This window comes from Pelagihabitans pacificus, from assembly GCF_009371985.2.
Classification (GTDB): Bacteria; Bacteroidota; Bacteroidia; order Flavobacteriales; family Flavobacteriaceae; genus Pelagihabitans; species Pelagihabitans pacificus.
The window spans coordinates 1,130,741-1,148,875 of record NZ_VIKU02000001.1; the positions used below are offsets into that span (position 1 = coordinate 1,130,741).

The 18,135-nt window shown below is 45.2% G+C and carries 19 protein-coding genes; 8 read left to right on the forward strand and 11 right to left on the reverse strand.

What is annotated here, in order from left to right; translation table 11 throughout:
• The first annotated feature begins 112 nt into the window (after nt 1-112).
• Entirely contained in the window at nt 113-583 is a 471-nt protein-coding gene (locus FK220_RS04965) for an Lrp/AsnC ligand binding domain-containing protein (RefSeq protein ID WP_152573155.1), read from the forward strand.
• On the opposite strand, the gene FK220_RS04970 is transcribed toward FK220_RS04965, so the two are convergent.
• The 5 genes from FK220_RS04970 to leuS form a co-directional block, all read right to left on the reverse strand.
• Nucleotides 573-1,019: a GNAT family N-acetyltransferase gene (locus tag FK220_RS04970; RefSeq protein ID WP_166204775.1), complete on the reverse strand. Its 447-nt coding sequence runs from the start codon at nt 1,017-1,019 to the stop codon at nt 573-575. The genes FK220_RS04965 and FK220_RS04970 overlap by 11 nt on opposite strands.
• A 91-nt stretch (nt 1,020-1,110) precedes the next feature.
• Nucleotides 1,111-1,806: a zinc metallopeptidase gene (locus FK220_RS04975; protein WP_152573157.1), complete on the reverse strand. Its 696-nt coding sequence runs from the start codon at nt 1,804-1,806 to the stop codon at nt 1,111-1,113.
• Between the two features lie 184 nt (nt 1,807-1,990).
• Nucleotides 1,991-3,091: an alanine dehydrogenase gene (gene ald / locus FK220_RS04980; protein ID WP_152573158.1), complete on the reverse strand. Its 1,101-nt coding sequence runs from the start codon at nt 3,089-3,091 to the stop codon at nt 1,991-1,993.
• 147 nt (nt 3,092-3,238) lie between these two features.
• Nucleotides 3,239-3,493: a SemiSWEET family sugar transporter gene (locus FK220_RS04985; protein ID WP_152573159.1), complete on the reverse strand. Its 255-nt coding sequence runs from the start codon at nt 3,491-3,493 to the stop codon at nt 3,239-3,241.
• A 74-nt stretch (nt 3,494-3,567) separates the two neighbouring features.
• Nucleotides 3,568-6,414, reverse strand: a complete 2,847-nt coding sequence (gene leuS, locus FK220_RS04990) for a leucine--tRNA ligase (protein WP_152573160.1) — start codon at nt 6,412-6,414, stop codon at nt 3,568-3,570.
• Nucleotides 6,415-6,492: 78 nt separating this feature from the next.
• On the opposite strand from leuS, the gene FK220_RS04995 reads away from it, so the two are divergent.
• The 5 genes from FK220_RS04995 (at nt 6,493) to FK220_RS05015 (ending at nt 10,070) form a co-directional block, all read left to right on the forward strand.
• Nucleotides 6,493-7,371: a cell division protein FtsX gene (locus tag FK220_RS04995; protein ID WP_152573161.1), complete on the forward strand. Its 879-nt coding sequence runs from the start codon at nt 6,493-6,495 to the stop codon at nt 7,369-7,371.
• A 135-nt stretch (nt 7,372-7,506) separates the two neighbouring features.
• Complete coding sequence (locus tag FK220_RS05000; RefSeq protein WP_152573162.1) at nt 7,507-7,770, forward strand: DUF3098 domain-containing protein; 264 nt, start codon at nt 7,507-7,509, stop codon at nt 7,768-7,770.
• Nucleotides 7,771-7,776: 6 nt separating this feature from the next.
• Nucleotides 7,777-8,562, forward strand: coding sequence for an undecaprenyl-diphosphate phosphatase (locus FK220_RS05005; RefSeq protein WP_152573163.1), 786 nt, complete (start codon nt 7,777-7,779; stop codon nt 8,560-8,562).
• Entirely contained in the window at nt 8,559-9,257 is a 699-nt protein-coding gene (truB, locus tag FK220_RS05010) for a tRNA pseudouridine(55) synthase TruB (RefSeq protein WP_152573164.1), read from the forward strand. The genes FK220_RS05005 and truB overlap by 4 nt, the downstream gene beginning before the upstream one ends.
• Nucleotides 9,258-9,335: 78 nt before the next feature.
• Nucleotides 9,336-10,070: an energy transducer TonB gene (locus tag FK220_RS05015; protein WP_152573165.1), complete on the forward strand. Its 735-nt coding sequence runs from the start codon at nt 9,336-9,338 to the stop codon at nt 10,068-10,070.
• Here FK220_RS05015 and FK220_RS05020 read toward each other — a convergent pair.
• The 6 genes from FK220_RS05020 to FK220_RS05045 all read right to left on the reverse strand — a co-directional run bounded on the left by FK220_RS05020 (nt 10,047) and on the right by FK220_RS05045 (nt 16,759).
• Complete coding sequence (locus FK220_RS05020) at nt 10,047-10,679, reverse strand: thioredoxin family protein (RefSeq protein ID WP_152573166.1); 633 nt, start codon at nt 10,677-10,679, stop codon at nt 10,047-10,049. The two genes, FK220_RS05015 and FK220_RS05020, sit on opposite strands and share 24 nt — an antisense overlap.
• Nucleotides 10,680-10,756: 77 nt before the next feature.
• Entirely contained in the window at nt 10,757-11,641 is an 885-nt protein-coding gene (locus tag FK220_RS05025) for a YitT family protein (RefSeq protein ID WP_152573167.1), read from the reverse strand.
• A gap of 9 nt (nt 11,642-11,650) precedes the next feature.
• Nucleotides 11,651-13,054: a TolC family protein gene (locus FK220_RS05030; protein ID WP_152573168.1), complete on the reverse strand. Its 1,404-nt coding sequence runs from the start codon at nt 13,052-13,054 to the stop codon at nt 11,651-11,653.
• Entirely contained in the window at nt 13,051-14,406 is a 1,356-nt protein-coding gene (locus FK220_RS05035) for an HlyD family secretion protein (protein ID WP_152573169.1), read from the reverse strand. Before FK220_RS05035 ends, FK220_RS05030 begins: the two co-directional genes overlap by 4 nt.
• A 6-nt stretch (nt 14,407-14,412) precedes the next feature.
• Nucleotides 14,413-16,080 (reverse strand): peptidase domain-containing ABC transporter, encoded by a 1,668-nt coding sequence (locus FK220_RS05040; RefSeq protein WP_152573170.1) that lies wholly within the window; start codon nt 16,078-16,080, stop codon nt 14,413-14,415.
• On the reverse strand, nt 16,073-16,759 hold the full coding sequence (locus FK220_RS05045) for a TetR/AcrR family transcriptional regulator (protein WP_152573171.1): 687 nt from the start codon (nt 16,757-16,759) through the stop codon (nt 16,073-16,075). The genes FK220_RS05040 and FK220_RS05045 overlap by 8 nt, the downstream gene beginning before the upstream one ends.
• Before the next feature lie 143 nt (nt 16,760-16,902).
• Between FK220_RS05045 and FK220_RS05050 the strand changes: the two genes are divergently transcribed.
• Together FK220_RS05050 and FK220_RS05055 are read left to right on the forward strand one after the other, a co-directional pair.
• The gene (locus tag FK220_RS05050) at nt 16,903-17,274 is read left to right on the forward strand and encodes a hypothetical protein (RefSeq protein WP_152573172.1); all 372 of its coding nucleotides are present in this window, start codon (nt 16,903-16,905) and stop codon (nt 17,272-17,274) included.
• A 45-nt stretch (nt 17,275-17,319) separates the two neighbouring features.
• Complete coding sequence (locus tag FK220_RS05055) at nt 17,320-17,703, forward strand: hypothetical protein (protein WP_152573173.1); 384 nt, start codon at nt 17,320-17,322, stop codon at nt 17,701-17,703.
• Nucleotides 17,704-18,135: the final 432 nt, after the last annotated feature.

Genomic DNA, 18,135 nt, shown 5'->3' on the forward strand with positions numbered 1-18,135 from the left:
CTTAGGCCTAAATAGGTGGATGTCTTCCCGATTGGCCGGAGTGGTCAGTAACTTAAGTGATAAATTTTTATACTATATTTGATATTTCAACTATCAATCTATAACCAGAATCATGAAATTCAATAACGAAAAGCTAAAGATTGATGGCATCGATAAGAAAATTCTAAGGTTTTTGATGGCCGATGCCCGAAAACCCGTGTTGGAAATCGCACGGAGCATCGGTATCTCTGGAGCCGCCATTCACCAAAGACTCCGCAAATTGGAAGCCTCTGGATTATTGGCGGGTTCCAAGTTTGTGATCAATGCCAAGGTAATGGGCTACACCACCATGGCCTATGTCGGTATTTATTTGGACAAAGCGATGAGCAACCCCGTAGCCGTGAAACAATTGGAAAAGGTTCCCGAAGTATTGGAATGCCACTACACCACTGGGGATTGGTCTATTCTGGTCAAAGTGCTCTGTCGTGACAACGAACACTTAATGCAGGTACTAAACAACGAAATTCAACAGATAGAGGGGGTCTCCCGAACCGAGACCTTTATATCATTGGCACAGCAAATCGATCGACAGATTACGATTTAACCATTGCAAACCCATAAAGGACCACCCTTTCCCGACTCTCGGTTCCCCCAGCGGCCAGGTATGCTTTTTGAGCGGCCCTATTCGACTTTTCGGTAGCGACCCAAGCTTCTACACATCCCAATCTTTGACCTTCCTTCACCAGAAATTGCACTAATCGTCGACCAATTCCCCTGTTGCGATACCCCTCCAAGACACTCACCTCGTTCACAAAAAGCTGTGGATCTTTGTCCGGATGCACGTAATGAAACCCGGAGGCCATCCCCACCAGCTGAATTCCGTCATAGGCAAGAACCAAATGATGTCTAGGATCGGATAGGAATTCAACCGTTCTCTCTTTTTTGATGGGATAATCGAACAATCGCTCCCCGACTTTTTCCAGCGCGGTCAAATCTTCCGTTGTCGCTACTTTTATTTCAAGATGCTCCAAAATTCGCAAACAATTATAGTTAAAGGTATGAAATAAAAAAACCTGCCGTGAACCAATCACGGCAGGCTTCGTATCGTCTCCGGTTCCCGGTTTTGGTCCTCTAGTCCCTTCCTCCCAATACCTGCATCCCCCAATAAACCAACGTGGCAAGGGAACCAATAGCGGCCACCAAATAGGTGCGGGCCGCCCATTTGAGCGCGTCCTCAGAACCTTTGTACTCTTGTTGGGTCACGATGTTTTTTGACTTTAACCATGCCAATGCACGGTTACTGGCATCGTATTCCACTGGTAGCGTTATAAAACTAAATAAGGTGGCCAAGCACATCATGACCAAGCCTGCGATGGCTACCCAATAGCCAAATCCGACTCCTGCAGCGGCTCCCAACATGAGTCCGCCAAAAACTACCCACATGCTCATTCCAGAGGTCACCTGAACTACTGGTACCAATTTGGAACGCATGGTCAACCATTCATAGGCCTGGGCGTGCTGCACAGCGTGCCCGCATTCATGTGCCGCAACAGCCGCTGCGGCCGCATTGCGCTGGTTGTAAACTCCTTCGCTCAAGTTGACCGTTTTGTTCACCGGATTGTAGTGGTCGGTCAGCATACCACCTGTAGAAACAACTTTTACATCCCGGATGCCATGGTCGGCAAGCATTTTTTCAGCGATTTCGGCACCGCTCATTCCGTTTTGCAAATGCACTTGGCTGTAGTGCTTGAACTTGCTCTTTAATCGGCTACTTACCAGCCAACTGACCAAGGCAATAGCTCCGATTAATATATAATATCCCATCATAACGATTCTCTTTTTAAAAATTTATTAAAGATACTAAAGATTCCTTTTTTGAAGGAATCCCATTAATTAACGATTCCCATTTTCACGGGAATAACATGTCTTTATATAGCAAAAACCCCGCCATTCTTCCTGAATTAGTCAAAAGGAAGTGACGGGGCTGGATTGAACTGACAGAATGTACGTTTTATGCCATCACGGGTTCCCACCCAAAGGCTTCCATTATTTCTTCGTAAACCACTTTACCCTTCACGATGTTAAGGCCTTTTTGCAAAGACGCATCGGTTTCGGTCGCTTTTTCCCAACCTAAATCGGCCAGTTTCAATACGTAGGGCAAGGTAACATTGGTCAATGCCATCGTAGAGGTATATGGGACCGCCCCGGGCATATTTGCTACGGAATAGTGCACTACGTCATCGATGATATACACCGGATCTTCATGGGTAGTGGGCCGTGTCGTTTCGACGCAGCCTCCCTGGTCCACCGCAACATCGACAATGACCGTTCCCGCCCTCATTTCCTTAAGCATATCCCGCGTAATGAGGTTGGGTGCCTTTGCTCCCTTCAGCAATACCCCACCGATAATCAAATCATGATCCTTGATGTGTTTGCGAATATTGAACTCATTCGAAAACTCGGTAACGACATGTGGGGGCATCACATCGTTTACATAACGCAATCGCTTCATATTGATATCGAGGATGGTCACGTGAGCACCGAGTCCGGCTGCCATTTTTGCAGCTTGAATTCCCACGACACCTGCTCCAAGCACCAGTACTTTTCCCGGCGCCACTCCGGGAACCCCTCCCAAAAGTACCCCTCGGCCCTTGACCGGTTTCTCCAAATACTTGGCTCCTTGCTGAATCGCCATTCGACCCGCCACCTCGGACATAGGGGTAAGCAACGGCAGGGTACCCTCATCGTCTTCCACGGTTTCATAGGCGATGCAAATGGCGCTGCTGTCGATCATCGCCTTTGTCAACGGCTCACTTGATGCAAAATGAAAATAAGTGAACACCACTTGGTTTGGCTGTACAAGTTGGTATTCCTCTTGGATAGGTTCCTTTACCTTTACGATCATGTCGCTCATGGCATATACCTGACCGATCGTATCCAAGATGATGGCACCAGCCTTTTTATAGTCGGCATCAAAAAAACCACTGCCTTCCCCCGCAGTAGATTGTATGTATACGGTATGACCGTTTTTTACCAGTTCGTACACACCGGCCGGGGTCATCCCCACCCGGCTTTCATTGTTTTTTATTTCTTTTGGAACTCCTACAGTCATCTGTTGATTATTTATAGATTACAACACAAAATTGTGACAATTGCAACAATAATAAAAATATAATCGACAAAAATAGGGGGTTATAGGGATAAAAAGATAGTATTTGCCAGATTACCCCCTAAAAATTAGGGGGTATAGTTTCTAAATTTATTTATACTTAATTTTAAGCATGATGATTATAAGGGAGAGTACTGCCGTAACCGAATTGGCAATCGTCATGCTTAAACTTCCGATTTGGATGCCATAGAAGAGCCACAATATGATTCCGGTAAGAAAGACCAAATACATCGTTAAGGAAATATCTTTGGTAGACCTGAGTTTCCAAGCTTTGTACACTTGGGGCACAAAGGCCGAAGTGGTGAGCGCAGCGGCGATGAGGCCTATGATTTCAAGATTGTCCATCGTGCTTTTTGTTACTCTCGGCACTCCTCATGTCTAGGAATGACAAATTGGAGATACTATATTACGAAGTCGGGTCACCCTACGATATTCACAATCCTCCCCGGGACCACGATTACCTTTTTGGGTGTACGCCCCTGTAGTTGTTCTTGGGTTTTTTCGTGTGCCATGACCGCCGTTTCGATGGCTTCCTTATCCATATCGGCCGGCAACTCCAAAGTAAAACGTTTTTTACCGTTAAAGGAGATCGGATACTCCTTGGTACTTTCCACCAAATATTCCGGATTAAAAGTGGGCCAAGAGGCGGTCGCAATCGATTCGGAATGCCCCAGCTTTTCCCAGAGTTCCTCGGAGATATGCGGTGCGTAGGGAGCGACCAAAACGGCCAGGGGTTCCAATATAGTGCGACTCTTGCATTTTTGTGCGGTAAGTTCGTTTACACAGATCATAAAAGTAGCGACCGAGGTATTAAAACTGAAGTTCTCAATGTCTTCCTCCACTTTTTTGATGGTTTTGTGAAGTGTTTTCAGACTTTCGGCTGAGAGGTCTTCCACCGACCCCTTTGAAGGAGAGGCACCTTCTACGTAAAATTCCCCGTTTGGACCGGAATGATAAAGTCTCCATAATTTTTTTAGGAAGCCATGTACCCCAGTGATTCCTGCGGTGTTCCAGGGTTTGGACTGCTCCAAAGGGCCCAGAAACATTTCATACAGCCGTAGGCTATCCGCTCCGTACTGTTCGCAGATTTCATCGGGATTAACGACGTTGTACTTGGACTTGGACATCTTTTCGATTTCGCGGCCTACCACGTATTTTCCATCTTCCAAAACAAACTCTGCATCCTTATACTCGGGCTGCCATTTTTTGAAAGCGTCGACATCGAGTTCATCCGATGCATTCACGAAAGAAACGTCGGCATGAATAGGCGTCACCCTTTTATCCGTAATCAAGCCTTTGGAAATAACTTTACCGGAACCTTCTTCCCTATAAACAAATGCACTCGTCCCCGTAATCATCCCTTGGTTGATCAATTTTTTGGCATATTCATCCTTGGGTACCCACCCTCTGTCATACATAAACTTTTGCCAAAAGCGCGAATACAGTAAGTGCCCCGTGGCATGTTCGCTACCTCCGATATAAAGATCTACGTCTTGCCAATAGTCGATGGCCTCCCGGGAGAAGATTTCCGTTTCGTTATGTGGATCCATATACCGATTAAAGTATTGGGAACTTCCCGCCCAGCCGGGCATGGTATTCAACTCTAACGGAAAAACGGTTTTGTGATCGATCAAATCATTGCTGACAACTGCCGATCTTTCAATGTCCCATGCCCAGTGGGTCGCATTGCCCAGAGGAGGTTCCCCGGTTTCGGTAGGAAGGTATTTTTCGACTTCCGGAAGCTCGATCGGTAAATATTTCTCATTTATCATCCGGGGCATGCCATCCGCATCGTAATATACGGGGAACGGTTCGCCCCAATACCGTTGCCTACTGAACACGGCATCACGCAAACGGTAATTGACCTTTCCTTTGCCTTGGCCTATTTTTTCCAATTCGGCTATGACCCTTTGTACCGCTTTTTTATAGGGTAGCCCGTTCAGGAAGCCCGAATTGGTGATTACGGTCTTTTCCTTATCGGCAAAGGCCTCCTCTGAAATATCGACCCCATCAAAGATATTCGGTATGGGAATATTGAAATGCCTTGCAAAATCATAATCACGCTGGTCCCCACAGGGAACCGACATTACCGCCCCAGTGCCATAGCCTGCCAATACATAGTCACCTATCCAAATAGGGATGGGTTCTTTGGTAAACGGATGCTCTGCATAGGCACCGGTGAAAACGCCGGTAATGGTCTTTACGTCCGCCATACGATCGCGCTCGGAGCGTTTTGCAGTAGTTTCGATGTATGCTTCGACCGCTGCTTTTCGTTCCGAGGTGGTAATCAACGGAACCAATTCATGTTCGGGAGCCAGCGTCATAAAACTTGCCCCAAAAATAGTGTCCGGACGGGTGGTAAAAACAGCGAATGCCTGTTCCGAATCCAGTACTTTAAATGTAACACTCGCTCCCTCGCTTCTACCGATCCAATTGGTCTGGGAATCTTTGAGAGGTTGTGGCCAATCGATTTTCTCGAGTCCGTCCAATAATCGTTGCGCATAGGCAGAAATACGCATGCTCCATTGGGTCATTTTCTTTCGAATGACCGGATGCCCCCCACGTTCCGAAACACCGTTAACAATTTCATCGTTCGCCAATACGGTACCGAGCGCCGGACACCAATTGACCTCACTTTCCGCCAAATAGGTCAACCGATATTTTAAAAGAATTTCTTGTTGCCGCCCTGCTGAAAACCGTTTCCATTCCTCCGCTGAAAAAACTTCCGTATCCTCATCACAAACCGCATTGACCTTACTATTTCCCTCCTTTTCAAAAAGGGCGATCAAACCGGTAATATCCTCTGCCTTATCCGAACCCTTATTGTACCATGAGTTGAAAAGCTGAATAAAGATCCATTGGGTCCATTTGTAATATTTGGGGTCGGAAGTGCGCACCTCACGGCTCCAGTCGAACGAAAATCCGATTTTATCCAATTGCTCCCGGTACCGTTTGATATTGGCCTCGGTCGTAATCGCTGGATGCTGTCCCGTTTGAATGGCATACTGCTCCGCCGGAAGCCCAAAGGAATCATACCCTTGCGGGTGCAATACATTGAAACCCCGATGACGCTTGTAGCGCGCATAGATATCACTGGCGATATAGCCCAACGGATGCCCTACATGCAAGCCCGCTCCCGAGGGGTATGGGAACATATCCAATACATAGAATTTTTCCTTATCCGAGCTGTTCTCCGCCTTAAACGTTTGGTTCTTGGCCCAATATAGCTGCCATTTGGCCTCTATTCTATTGAAATCGTATTGCATTTCAGGAGTTTCTTTTCTGTATCGCGCAAAAATAAGTTTATTAGATTTACTTTCCTATTTTTACACTTTATACCTCCTATGGGCAAATCGTTTGAAAGCTATCAAAAAAGAAAGTTGATATCTTCCTATTTCTCAGTGGTACTGAGTATTGGGTTGGTACTTTTTTTGCTGGGTGTTTTGGGGCTTTTGGTACTCAACACCAAGAAAATGGCCGACCACTTCAAGGAACAGATTACGATTTCGGTTTTCTTAAAGGAAAGTGCCAAGGAAGTAGAAGTGAACCAACTTCAGAAAAGTTTGGCGCTGGCCGACTATGTAAAATCGGCCACCTATATCTCCAAAGAAGAGGCCGCCCAGCAGCACAGTGAGGAAATCGGGGAAAATTTTATGGAATTTCTCGGTTATAATCCACTAAAGAATTCCATAGACGTTAAACTTAAGGCCGATTTCGTTTCTCCCGTACAAATCGAGGAAATCGCTGCGGACCTTTCGACGAAAGGCTATGTAGACGAAGTAAGCTATGACAAACCCTTGGTAGGCTTGTTGAACGACAATGTAAAAAAAATCAGTTTTTGGATCCTCGTGGCAAGCGGTGTCTTTACCTTTATCGCCGTTTTATTGATCAACAGTTCCATTCGCCTCAGCATCTATGCAAAACGGTTTATCATCAAGACCATGCAAATGGTGGGAGCGACCAAGACCTTTATTCGCAGACCCTTTATTTGGACGAACATTCAACTAGGGATGCTTGGTGCCGTATTGGCGATGTTGGCCTTGGCAGGACTCCTTTATTATTTGGACACCACCTTCCCGGAACTGAATCTTTTTGGGGATGCGATGGTACTGGGGGTTCTGTTCGGTGGGGTGTTCGTTTTAGGCATTTTGATTTCATGGATCAGTACTTTTTTCGCCACCCAACGCTTTTTGAATCTCCGAACCGACGAGCTCTATTATTAGAAATAGCCTTATTTGGCTACCGATAATAGGAAGCAAGGTTTCAATCGACGGATTTTGGACACTCAAAACGCAATATCCTGACAGCGTACTACGAATGGAGCCTACTAACCAATAACTTTTTCCTAAATTTGCGCCATGGCAAAAAATAAACACAACCAACCCGAGCAGCGTGCACAGCAGGAATTCATTTTCCAGAAGAAGAACTATCTGTTTATGTTTATAGGCATTGCCTGCATCGCTTTGGGCTTCATTTTGATGAGCGGTGGTGGTACCGACGACCCCAATGTTTTCAACGAGGAGATCTACAACTTCCGCAGAATACGTCTGGCCCCTACTTTAGTGCTTATCGGCCTGGGTATCGAGGTGTATGCTATTTTGTTGAATCCGCATAAGAAGTAACCAGTTTTGGATATTCTGCAAGCCATTGTATTGGCGATCATAGAAGGGATTACCGAATACCTGCCTGTATCCTCAACCGGGCATATGATCATCGCCTCCTCGTTTTATGGGATCGCCCAGGAAGACTTTACCAAACTTTTCACGATTGTAATACAGTTAGGTACCATCATGTCGGTAGTCGTTCTCTATTTTAAGCGGTTTTTTCAAAGCATCGATTTTTATTTCAAACTACTCGTTGCCTTTATTCCAGCGGTAGTTTTAGGCCTTTTATTGAGCGATGTCATCGATTCGTTGTTGGAAAACCCGATTACCGTGGCGGTTTCCTTGGTACTTGGAGGTTTTGTGCTTTTAAAGGTCGACGACTGGTTCGGTGATGCCGAAGAAACTGATATTTCCTATGGAACCGCTTTTAAAATTGGGCTTTTTCAATGTTTGGCGATGATTCCGGGAGTATCGCGTAGCGGTGCCAGTATCGTAGGGGGAATGACACAAAAATTATCACGGACGGCAGCAGCGGAATTTTCGTTTTTTCTTGCCGTGCCTACCATGCTGGGAGCGACCTTGAAGAAAAGCTACGACTATTACAATGCCGGATTTACCCTGACTTCTGAACAGGTGAACCAGCTCATCATTGGGAATGTAGTAGGTTTCCTGGTCGCCATGCTCGCCATAAAAACCTTTATAGGATACCTAAGCAAGCATGGTTTTAAGGTCTTTGGTTACTACCGCATCGTTGTCGGCATCGCCCTCTTGCTCATTCACTATTTTATACGTCCCCTAACCGTGATCTGATGACCAAGGAGGATTTTCTCGAGGGGCAGTTGTTATTGATCGATAAACCAATGGGATGGTCTTCGTTCCAAGCAGTGAACAAAATCAAATGGGCCATCCGTCGAAAATTCGATTTAAAGAAAATTAAAATCGGCCATGCCGGTACCTTGGATCCCTTGGCTACCGGGTTGCTGTTGATCTGTACGGGAAAATTCACCAAGAAAATCAATGAATTGCAGGGCCAAGTAAAGGAATACACGGGGACGATTACCTTAGGGGCTACCACTCCGTCTTATGATCTGGAAACCGAGATCGATAAAAGTTACCCTATCGAACATATTACGAAAGGGCTTATTGCTGAGACAACTACTCTATTCCTCGGTGAAATCGAACAGCAACCGCCAGTATTTTCGGCCCTGAAGAAAGAGGGTAAACGCTTGTACGAATATGCGCGGGAAGGCAAGGAAGTTACCGTTAAATCAAGAAAAGTTACGATACACGAATTTGAAATCTCCGGTATTTCGATGCCCGAAGTACAATTTCGTGTAGTTTGCGGCAAAGGCACGTATATTCGGTCTTTAGCACATGATTTTGGAGCCGCTTTGGGAAGTGGCGGACATTTGTCGAAACTTAGAAGAACCAAAATAGGCGATTATAACGTAAATAATGCCCTTGCTCCCTCCGTTTTTGCGGAAAACTTGCTCGGAAAGGCATGATAATTGCAAGAAACATGTAGGAATCTTTCCGTTCAACGATTATTTAAAATATTTTTAGGAAATTGTGGTTATAGCACTATGAGTCTCAATCGTAAACAACTATCGTTTTTGATTACGCTTTTTTCACTGTCGATCATCGTATTGATTCTATTCAATATCAGTATGGGGCAAGGAGAGAGGGAGGACGAGTATGTGGTGGAGATGATTTTAGCGGAGGAGGATATCGAGGAGCTCTTGGAGGAAAAAGAGAAACTGTTGGAAGAAATAGCCAACGCCGATCCCATCAAAAGTCACATGGCCTTTAACGAAACTGCCAAACCCAGCTTCGGGAATCCGGAACCGTTGAAGACCTTGGAGGAATTGATGGCGGAAAAAGAAGCCTCTTCGGACGAGGGCGATCCCACAGACCTAATGGCGGATTCCGAATACGCGGAGCGGGTAAAGGAATTAGCAAAAAAACGCGAGGAGAAAAAACAGCTTCTAGGTGAAAAAGAAGCGCAGAAGGAAGAATTTACCAATAATTTGGCCAAACGCCGTACTTCGGTCTCCTACTCTTTGGTGGATCGTAACAACTACAGACTGCCCCCACCCATCTATACCTGTATTGAAGGTGGGAAAGTGGTGGTTAACATTCAAGTGGATGCGTTGGGCAATGTCGTCGATGCCAATTTCAATGAAAAGAGTTCAGGCACTTCGAACGGATGTCTGGTCGACAACGCCATTGCATATGCACTAAAAGCGAAGTTCAGTTCTTCTTCAAGAGCTTCCCAAAAAGGTACCATTACCTATTTATTTCAACAAAAGACCCGTTAAGTCTTCGACCACGCTCTTCCCTTTATCCTTGTTGTACCATAGCTGAAGCTCTTGCTTGAATTCGGGAGTCAGTACACCGTGGGTTGCCTTGTAATCCTCGACCAATTTCGTGGCGGCCTCAGACCGTGGGCCCCATGTATCCAAGACCTCCCCGCTTAAATCATCGATGACAATCAGTTTGGGAATAGACATCGCCCCGTGGGTGAGAAAACGTTGCATCAACTCCAAATTTTCATCCCGGAGTACAATACGAAACGATATGTTCGGATTCAATTCCGCTATTTTATGCATCACTGGCATTGAGGGTGAAGCATCACCGCACCAACTCTCGGTAAGCACCAACCACGTAACCTTCTTGTTGAACTTCGCAATCGTGTCTACGGTTCCCGAATCGAACTTGAGGGTCTTATCCCACCGTTTCATCCTTCGATCGTTCAACCGGGTGTAGTTGACCAAGGCTTCCGTTTGTTCCGAACCGGTGGTGCGGCCCTCCTTGGCAAGACTTTCTACCAGTGCTCTGTACTCGGAATAGGAAAGGGCGCTGGATAAACTTAGCCGGATCAGTTCCTTGTTGGTCGTTTGCATACTATCTATTTGGAGGGTGTTCATAAGGCGACATTTTTAAGGCAATGCAGCATATTAAATTGACTGCTCTGGCTGGGTTGGTAGGGATTTTGGTCGCTTCCTTACAAAACCCTTTTCTTGATCATACCCCCTCGGGTATCGTTGAGTTTGTTCATGACCACAAACGCTTTGGGATCTATCTTGGAGATTTCTATATTCAGTTTTCTGATTTCAAGCCTTGTAATCACTGTAAAAAGCACATCGTATTCGTTGTGCACTCCGTTTTTGCCGTAACCTCCTTTCGCCGGATAAATGGTGACCCCTCTCCCCAATTTATTGATAATCATTAATCGAAGGTCATCACTATTATCGGAAATAATGGTGACCCCGGTATATTCCTCGATTCCCTCGATTACAAAATCAAGTGTTTTGGAGGCCGCCAAGTAGGTCAGCATAGAATACAAGGCCGTCTCGACGGACAAAAGGTACGCAGCTGCCAAAAAAACCAACACATTGATCATGATAATCACATCGCCGATCGTGGTGCCCATTTTTCTACTCAAGAATATTGCCAGCACCTCGGTACCGTCCAACACCGCCCCTCCACGAATGGATAGTCCGATTCCCGCTCCCAAAAAAAAGCCCCCGAACACGGCCACCAACAGTTTGTCCTGCGTGACTTCCGGAAAATTTATCGTAGCCAGCACTAGGGCCAAAAGGATAATCGCAATGGTCGCCTTAATGGCAAAGGTTTTCCCGATAACGCGAAAAGCAAGCACTATAAAAGGAATGTTCACTAGAAGAATCAGTAAGGGAAGGGATAAACCGGTGACCTCGGCCACCAATAACGAAATACCTGTCGCGCCACCATCTATGAAACGGTTCGGGAACAAAAAGCTTTCCAGGCCGAATGCTGCCCCAAAAACTCCGGTCACGATAAAGAACGTATCCTTCACCATCAATCGCCAATCGGTTCCCTTTATAAAATCAATGGTTGATACGATCATATGTTTTTCCTAAAGGTTTTCCGGATTAATGGCAAGGCTATTGAACAATTTTGCCTTGGTATCGTAATATTTCTTCTGTACCGAATTCTGCTTAAGCTTTGCTTCAATCAATTTAATCTCACGGGAGTTGATCAGGAACAACGAACTTTCCCCAAAACTGAATTTTCGTTCCTCGGCGGCCAATAGCGTGCCGTAATTATCCACGATATCGAAAATAAGTCGGTTCTGGGATTGGAAGGATTCCAGCTCATTATAGATGGCAAAGACCTTATTTCGTATGGTTACCTCGGTGAGGTCCAGATCAAACTGGGCATCACGTAACTTTAACTTTGCCAATTTCAAGTCGCCCCGCTCCTTTCGCAAAAACAAGGGAAACTCAAAATTGATACCCCCCTTGTACTGTTCGGTTTGAAATGAATTAATGAGCTCTGGAGTCTCGGTCAGAAAATTGTATTCCAAATCAATTTTGGGTAACAGTTTGTTGGCTTTCAGTCGTTTTTCGACCAGCAGGCCATCTACCTTAAAGCCCAGAGAGCGTAGTTTTGGGTGGTTTTCAATGGTAAAGCTATCCAACGGTTTCCCTAAAATTTCTAGGGTGGTGTCGATATCACCTTCCAAATCGGTATCGGGCCTTACATTGGGCTGTAATTCCACCGGGATATTGTCGCCCAACCACAAAAAGTTGGACAGTTCCAGACTTTTGTTGACCAATTTTACATTCGCCTGCTCGAGGCTCAAGGCCCGATCCTGGACAGCTATTTTCGCTTCGACCGTGTCTATAGCGGCAATATCGCCCGCCAGGGCACTGGTTCTGATACCCTCGAATCGGATACGGGCATTGGTCAGGAAATTATCGAATACTTGCGCATCCAAATAGGCCTGTAGCCAATCGAAATAGGCCAAAGAAGCCTCGTATAGGATTTGGTTGACCAAGAGGTCACGATCCGCTTTGGTCTGCTCCCTAAAAATCTTTGCTTGTTTCAGGGTCGCCATACGGTCGTTGATCCAAAGCCCTTGCGCCACCGACACCGACACCCCGGCACTGTAGAGACCGTTGTCTGGAAAATCCTCATCCGGATTGATATTGTTTCCCTCACTTTGTTCAAAATTCCCCTTGAGTTCTATACCATACCAGGTAGGAATTTTAAAAGTTGCATTTAACCGATCCCAGTACTCGGTATCCTTGAAGACCTTTCGCTCATAATCGGCTTCCAATTTGGGGTCGAAACCACCTCGTGCCTTCATCAGGTTGGCCTGACCGATATCGATGGTCAAGGCGGCCTGTTTAGCAACGGGATGAAATTTTTTCACATACCCCATGTACTCCTTAAAATCGAGTACGAGCGTATCCGCTTCCTGGGCGAATAAGGGGAAGGTAAGGCTACAGCATATATAAAAGAGGAACTGCCTCATTTTTTATCGGTCTTAGCCATTTTGGAATCCTCCGGCTGGTAGTAATTGGGTGGGAATCCATTCAGTTGTCGCCATAATTCGTACCAAATCGGTACATCTTCCAGAAGGGCGATGGTATTGGCACCGGAGCCGACACGAATATCCTTGGGCCAGGGATGGTCGTCGGGGTCGGGAGCCAATAGTACCCGGTATTTTCCATTATCGCTGATAAATGTCTCTATGGCGACCACTTCACCGCCATAGGTCCCGTACGAGACATTAGGCCAACCACTAAAGATGATGGCGGGCCAACCATCGAATTGAATTCGTACTTTCTCGCCCAAGTGGATCAATGGCAAATCAAGGGGTTCTACGAAGGTTTCCACCGCCATATCGTACTTGGCCGGCATAATGCCCACCAAGGCATCCCCTTCCTTAAAGGTCTCGCCGATCCCTCCCTGAAGTGCCTTGTTGATATAACCACTTTGTGGAGCCCTGATGTAATATAGACTGTTGCGCATTTCATAGTTGGTGAACTCATTCTCCAGTTTGGTCACCTGGGCCTCCGAATCGAACTGGTTCGATTGGGCCGTGTACATATCGCTCTGGGCTTTGGATATTTTATCGGTGTATTCGGCCTGTATCCGATTGATCTCTACTTCGGCGTTGATGACCTCATTTTTGGCCGTTAGTAATTTGTTCTGCTGCGAAATCAGTTTTGCCTGGGTCTCTTGGAGCTTCAATCTTTTCTCTTCGACATCGGTCACTGCCTTTAAACCCTCTTTTTCTAGTTGTTCGGTTCGATCATACTGACGTTGGGCGATTTTAATGTTGGTCTTGGCAGCTTCCAGGTCGATGCTGTCACTTTGAACCTTCAATTTGGACTGCAAGAGTTTGTTTCGGGCTTGTTCCAGCTTTAACTTCCGTTCGCTGATCAGTGCGCCGATTTGATTTTGCAAGGCCTTCACCTTCCCTTCATAGGAGGCAACAGCCGAAGATTTAGCCCTTATTTGCTGCCCTGTACGCTCGACCAGATTGGGGTCGAAATACTCGTTTTTCACCTCGGAGATGAACAGGATAGTATCTCCCCTCTCTACAAAATCACCCTCTCGAACGTACCACTTTTCGATTCTGCCCGGAATGGGCGATTGTATGGTCTGTGGTCGCTGATCCGGCGTCAGTGTCGTCAGAAAGCCCGTTCCTGTGACGTTCTGTGTCCATGGCAAGAAAAGTACGACAAGGGCGACCAACGAAAAAATGAGCAAGAATCTGTTAAAGTGTTTGTAATGCCTTTTATGAAAGACCTTTTCGGGCGATCTATATCCCGAAAGATCTACATTCTTGTTCACGCTGTTTTTAGAAATATTGAGCATGGTCCGTTATTTTTCACTGATTATTTTTCCCGCTTCCAAGGTCAGGATTCGACCGCATTGGGTAAGCCACTTCGGGTCTTGACTGACGACAATGAGTGCCCAAGGGCGCTCCGGGGATACCAAAAACTTCATGATTTTTAGGGATTCGACCTCATCGAATTGATCCAAAGGGTTGCGCAGCAACAAAAGCCTAGGTCGTTTAACGATACTTCTAGCCAATACGATCTTTTTACCTGTGGTATAGGAAATTTGCTTGCCTTCGGGATAAATGAAGGTCTGCAGTCCTTTCGGTTGGCGTTTCACGAAGTCGGAGAGCCCACAATTTTCGATGGCCCAGTAGATGTCTTCCTCACCGATAGAGGTATCACCGAAGGTAATGTTCTCCCAAAGAGTGCCTTCAAAGGGCGATTCGCCGCTCAATGACTGTCCTACATGTGAGCGATAATAATTAAGGTTCAGATTCTCGAGTCTGCGTCCGTTGACAAAAATGCTACCTTCATCGGCGGTGATGATTCCCGCAATCAAATTCAGCAGTGTCGATTTTCCGGAACCATTGGCGCCATTGATCAAAATAGAACAATTAGGGGTAATCGAAAGCGATACCCCGTCCAGTATCCGTTGAGTGGTATCCGGGATATGGTACACCACCTTTTCTAGCTCCACGGTAAAAGCTTCTGTTTCCTTAAAGGGTTGCTCTCCCTTCTGCGGTTCCAACTCTTTATCGACCACCTGACCCAACTTCTCCAGGGAGGTAAGGACATCATAGAAGGATTCCAGTCCTAAAATGAGTTTTTCCACGGAATTGATTACTAAAAGAATGATAATTTCAGCTGCCACAAACTGTCCGATGTTCATTTCCTGGCTCAACACCAATAGCCCACCAATCAATAAAAGCCCCGCCGTGACCAAAACCTTAAACCCGACCATTTGGATGAATTGAAGCACTAGAATCCTAAAATGGCTTTCCCTGGATTCCAAATAGCTGTTCACCAAACGATCGCTCTTTCGAAGGGCCAAATCTGTGTTGCCGGAGAGCTTAAAACTGATAATGGATCGGGCTACCTCCTGAATCCAATGGGCAATTTTGTATTTGCTCTTCGACTCCGCCAGACTTGTATCGAGCCCCCGTTGGATGGTAAATTTGAAGACCACATAGATGAGCAGTATCAAGAGAATACCATAGATAATAAAAAACGGGTGGTAAAAAGATAGCAATAGCAACCCAAAGATAATCTGTAAGAGCGCTGCGGGAAAATCGACCAATAATTTAGAAAGTCCTTTCTGAACGTTCAGGGTATCGAAAAAGCGATTCGCCAATTCGGGTGGATAAAAATTGCGCAGCTGGCTCATCTTAATCTTGGGAAAACGGTAGGCAAACTCGAAAGCAGATCGAGTGAATATTTTTTGCTGTATGTTTTCAATGATCCTAATCTGCATTAACTGTAATATGCCTACAAAAGCCACCCCCAAAGTCACCAAAATCACAAGAACGATCCATGAGGTAGTCACCTGTGCCCCTTGTATAAGATTGATGATTGCCTGTATACCCAAAGGCAACGATAGGTTCACAAGACCTGCAAAGATTGCGTAATAGAATACTTGGAACACGTCTCTCTTATCCAGTTTGAGCAAGCCCAAAAGGCGTTGCCAAGCTGTCAAAATATTTTTAGCCATTGAGGTCCTTGTTTAGGGAATTGAATACCAAATCGATGAAATAGTCAGTGGGCGCCACATTTCCATGGCAATTGGTTAAGGAAGTAAAATGATCTTTTAAAAAATGTTGGTGCAACGACCCTTCCAGAATGGTGCTTGCCAAGCTCGAGGGGTAGCGATAGGAAGGATTCACCGCTTGGATCATTTGGCTGATCCTGGAAACCAATCGCTTGTAGATCACGAAATAACCATCTTTATTATCGGCATCGACTTCTTTCGTCAAATAGGATTTTGAATATTCGTTGATAACGATTTTATTTAGAAGCACCTCGTTGATATGGGAGAATGCGGAATCTTCCTCTGTGGCACGTGTCACGATTTCAATCGCCTTTTTTAACTTTTCGACCGGATCTGCCATGCTATTTGTGGAAAAAACCAACTGGTACTCCAACCATCCCCAATACCAAGAGGTAAGATAAAGCAATAATTTATGTTTATTTTCAAAATACCGGTAGATGGAGCTTTCATTGGAGCCAATTCGCATGCCCAATTTCCTGAAGGTAAAGCTTTCAAAACCCATCTCGCTGATCATTAAAATACTTTCCTGTATGATGCGTTTTCCCAAATCGGAGGATTGGGGATCTTTGAGAAAGATTTTTTCGTTAATACTAATTTTTACCGATTGCAATAAACGATCCATATCGTTGCCATTTTTTTACCTGGACAAATATAATAGTATTACTATCATATATTAATAGTTTAACTAATATTTAACGAAAGTGACACTTTCTATTCGGCATTCCTTAGTATATTTGTAAGAATAGGTTACAAAAATTACGATATATGAAATATAACTACCTTATTTTTGTTTTACTGTTAAGTGTTAGTCCCTTAATGGCACAGCAACAGTTGCTTATCGTAGATGAATATCAGCAGACCGAAACAATACCAAGCCCGACGAATCAGTTGATAAAGATGTCTGGCAAACAGGTTATCCCGGTAGTGGGGGGGCTCGATCAATGGGATGGCATGAATAACTATATCTACGTATTTGGAAGTAAATTGATTATTGAAAGTGCGGATTTGGGATCTGACGGTATCACTAGATTGGTCCTCCGGAGGGAAGACGGACTCGATTTTTTTAATCTCTTCCCAACCTTACGGGCCCGGTTGGTACCTATACACATGGAACGCGGTGCAAAAATAGTACCCTAATAATGATGAATTAACAACGAAGTATAATCATAAATTTTATCGAACATGAAAAAGTCATTTTTTGTTGCAGTATTTTTGGCGGTTTCATTTTTAGTGAACGCCCAAGAAAAGGAAACTATGATACAACCAGGTACTACATTTACGTTAGCCGCCGTTGATGGCGATAATTACCGCCATATAAAGTTTCCACGAAAAAACATTATTATAAAACGAGGGGCAATTGCAAATTTCAACGAATTAATCGGTGAGCAGTTGGTCGTATCCGAAGTAAAAAGTGGAGCGGAAAATACGTATGTCGTTTTGAAACGTAAGAATGGAAAGCCCTTTTTTAGGTTCTTTCCCACAGTCGATGCCAATTTGGAAAAAGCGTTGGAGCGCGGTGAGTTGAGAGCAGCGGAACCAACTAAGAACCAACTGGCACAAAAGTAAAGTGTTTATTTGTTCTCTGTTACACCGGTCATATTAAAATCGATTTTCGCTAGCCGATTTGAAGAAGCTATGACCGGTGTTTAACTTTAACCATGTTGTGGATGTCGAATCGGGGTAGTACGGCCCGTTCGGCTTTTGGATGAAGGTTTAGTGTATTCCCTCGTTACATACTCCTTGGAAGCCTTTCGATCGACGAACTATTTTAAGCACTAGCCATCATAAACTACTTGGCACGGAACTGCTCCTAGAGAAAACAAGGTATCACGAAGAGGCGCTCTCAGGAGTATTGGTGCGTTCCGAGCAAACACTTATCATAGGCAAGACGAAGCCAACGTTGTTCCAAACAATCAATCAAAAACTTTTGGAGGAGTACCCTGAAAACATTCCTGAGTTTTATGCGGTGCCCCTGAGATTTATAGACGACGTTCAGAC

Excerpts from the sequence above, each read along its gene's own strand:
- FK220_RS04965 (WP_152573155.1), top strand. The coding sequence starts at position 113 with ATGAAATTCAATAACGAAAAGCTAAAGATTGATGGCATCGATAAGAAA.
- FK220_RS04975 (WP_152573157.1), bottom strand. The coding sequence starts at position 1,806 with ATGATGGGATATTATATATTAATCGGAGCTATTGCCTTGGTCAGTTGG.
- ald (WP_152573158.1), bottom strand. The coding sequence starts at position 3,091 with ATGACTGTAGGAGTTCCAAAAGAAATAAAAAACAATGAAAGCCGGGTG.
- FK220_RS04985 (WP_152573159.1), bottom strand. The coding sequence starts at position 3,493 with ATGGACAATCTTGAAATCATAGGCCTCATCGCCGCTGCGCTCACCACT.
- leuS (WP_152573160.1), bottom strand. The coding sequence starts at position 6,414 with ATGCAATACGATTTCAATAGAATAGAGGCCAAATGGCAGCTATATTGG.
- FK220_RS04995 (WP_152573161.1), top strand. The coding sequence starts at position 6,493 with ATGGGCAAATCGTTTGAAAGCTATCAAAAAAGAAAGTTGATATCTTCC.
- FK220_RS05000 (WP_152573162.1), top strand. The coding sequence starts at position 7,507 with ATGGCAAAAAATAAACACAACCAACCCGAGCAGCGTGCACAGCAGGAA.
- FK220_RS05015 (WP_152573165.1), top strand. The coding sequence starts at position 9,336 with ATGAGTCTCAATCGTAAACAACTATCGTTTTTGATTACGCTTTTTTCA.
- FK220_RS05020 (WP_152573166.1), bottom strand. The coding sequence starts at position 10,679 with ATGAACACCCTCCAAATAGATAGTATGCAAACGACCAACAAGGAACTG.
- FK220_RS05025 (WP_152573167.1), bottom strand. The coding sequence starts at position 11,641 with ATGATCGTATCAACCATTGATTTTATAAAGGGAACCGATTGGCGATTG.
- FK220_RS05030 (WP_152573168.1), bottom strand. The coding sequence starts at position 13,054 with ATGAGGCAGTTCCTCTTTTATATATGCTGTAGCCTTACCTTCCCCTTA.
- FK220_RS05035 (WP_152573169.1), bottom strand. The coding sequence starts at position 14,406 with ATGCTCAATATTTCTAAAAACAGCGTGAACAAGAATGTAGATCTTTCG.
- FK220_RS05040 (WP_152573170.1), bottom strand. The coding sequence starts at position 16,080 with ATGGCTAAAAATATTTTGACAGCTTGGCAACGCCTTTTGGGCTTGCTC.
- FK220_RS05045 (WP_152573171.1), bottom strand. The coding sequence starts at position 16,759 with ATGGATCGTTTATTGCAATCGGTAAAAATTAGTATTAACGAAAAAATC.
- FK220_RS05050 (WP_152573172.1), top strand. The coding sequence starts at position 16,903 with ATGAAATATAACTACCTTATTTTTGTTTTACTGTTAAGTGTTAGTCCC.
- FK220_RS05055 (WP_152573173.1), top strand. The coding sequence starts at position 17,320 with ATGAAAAAGTCATTTTTTGTTGCAGTATTTTTGGCGGTTTCATTTTTA.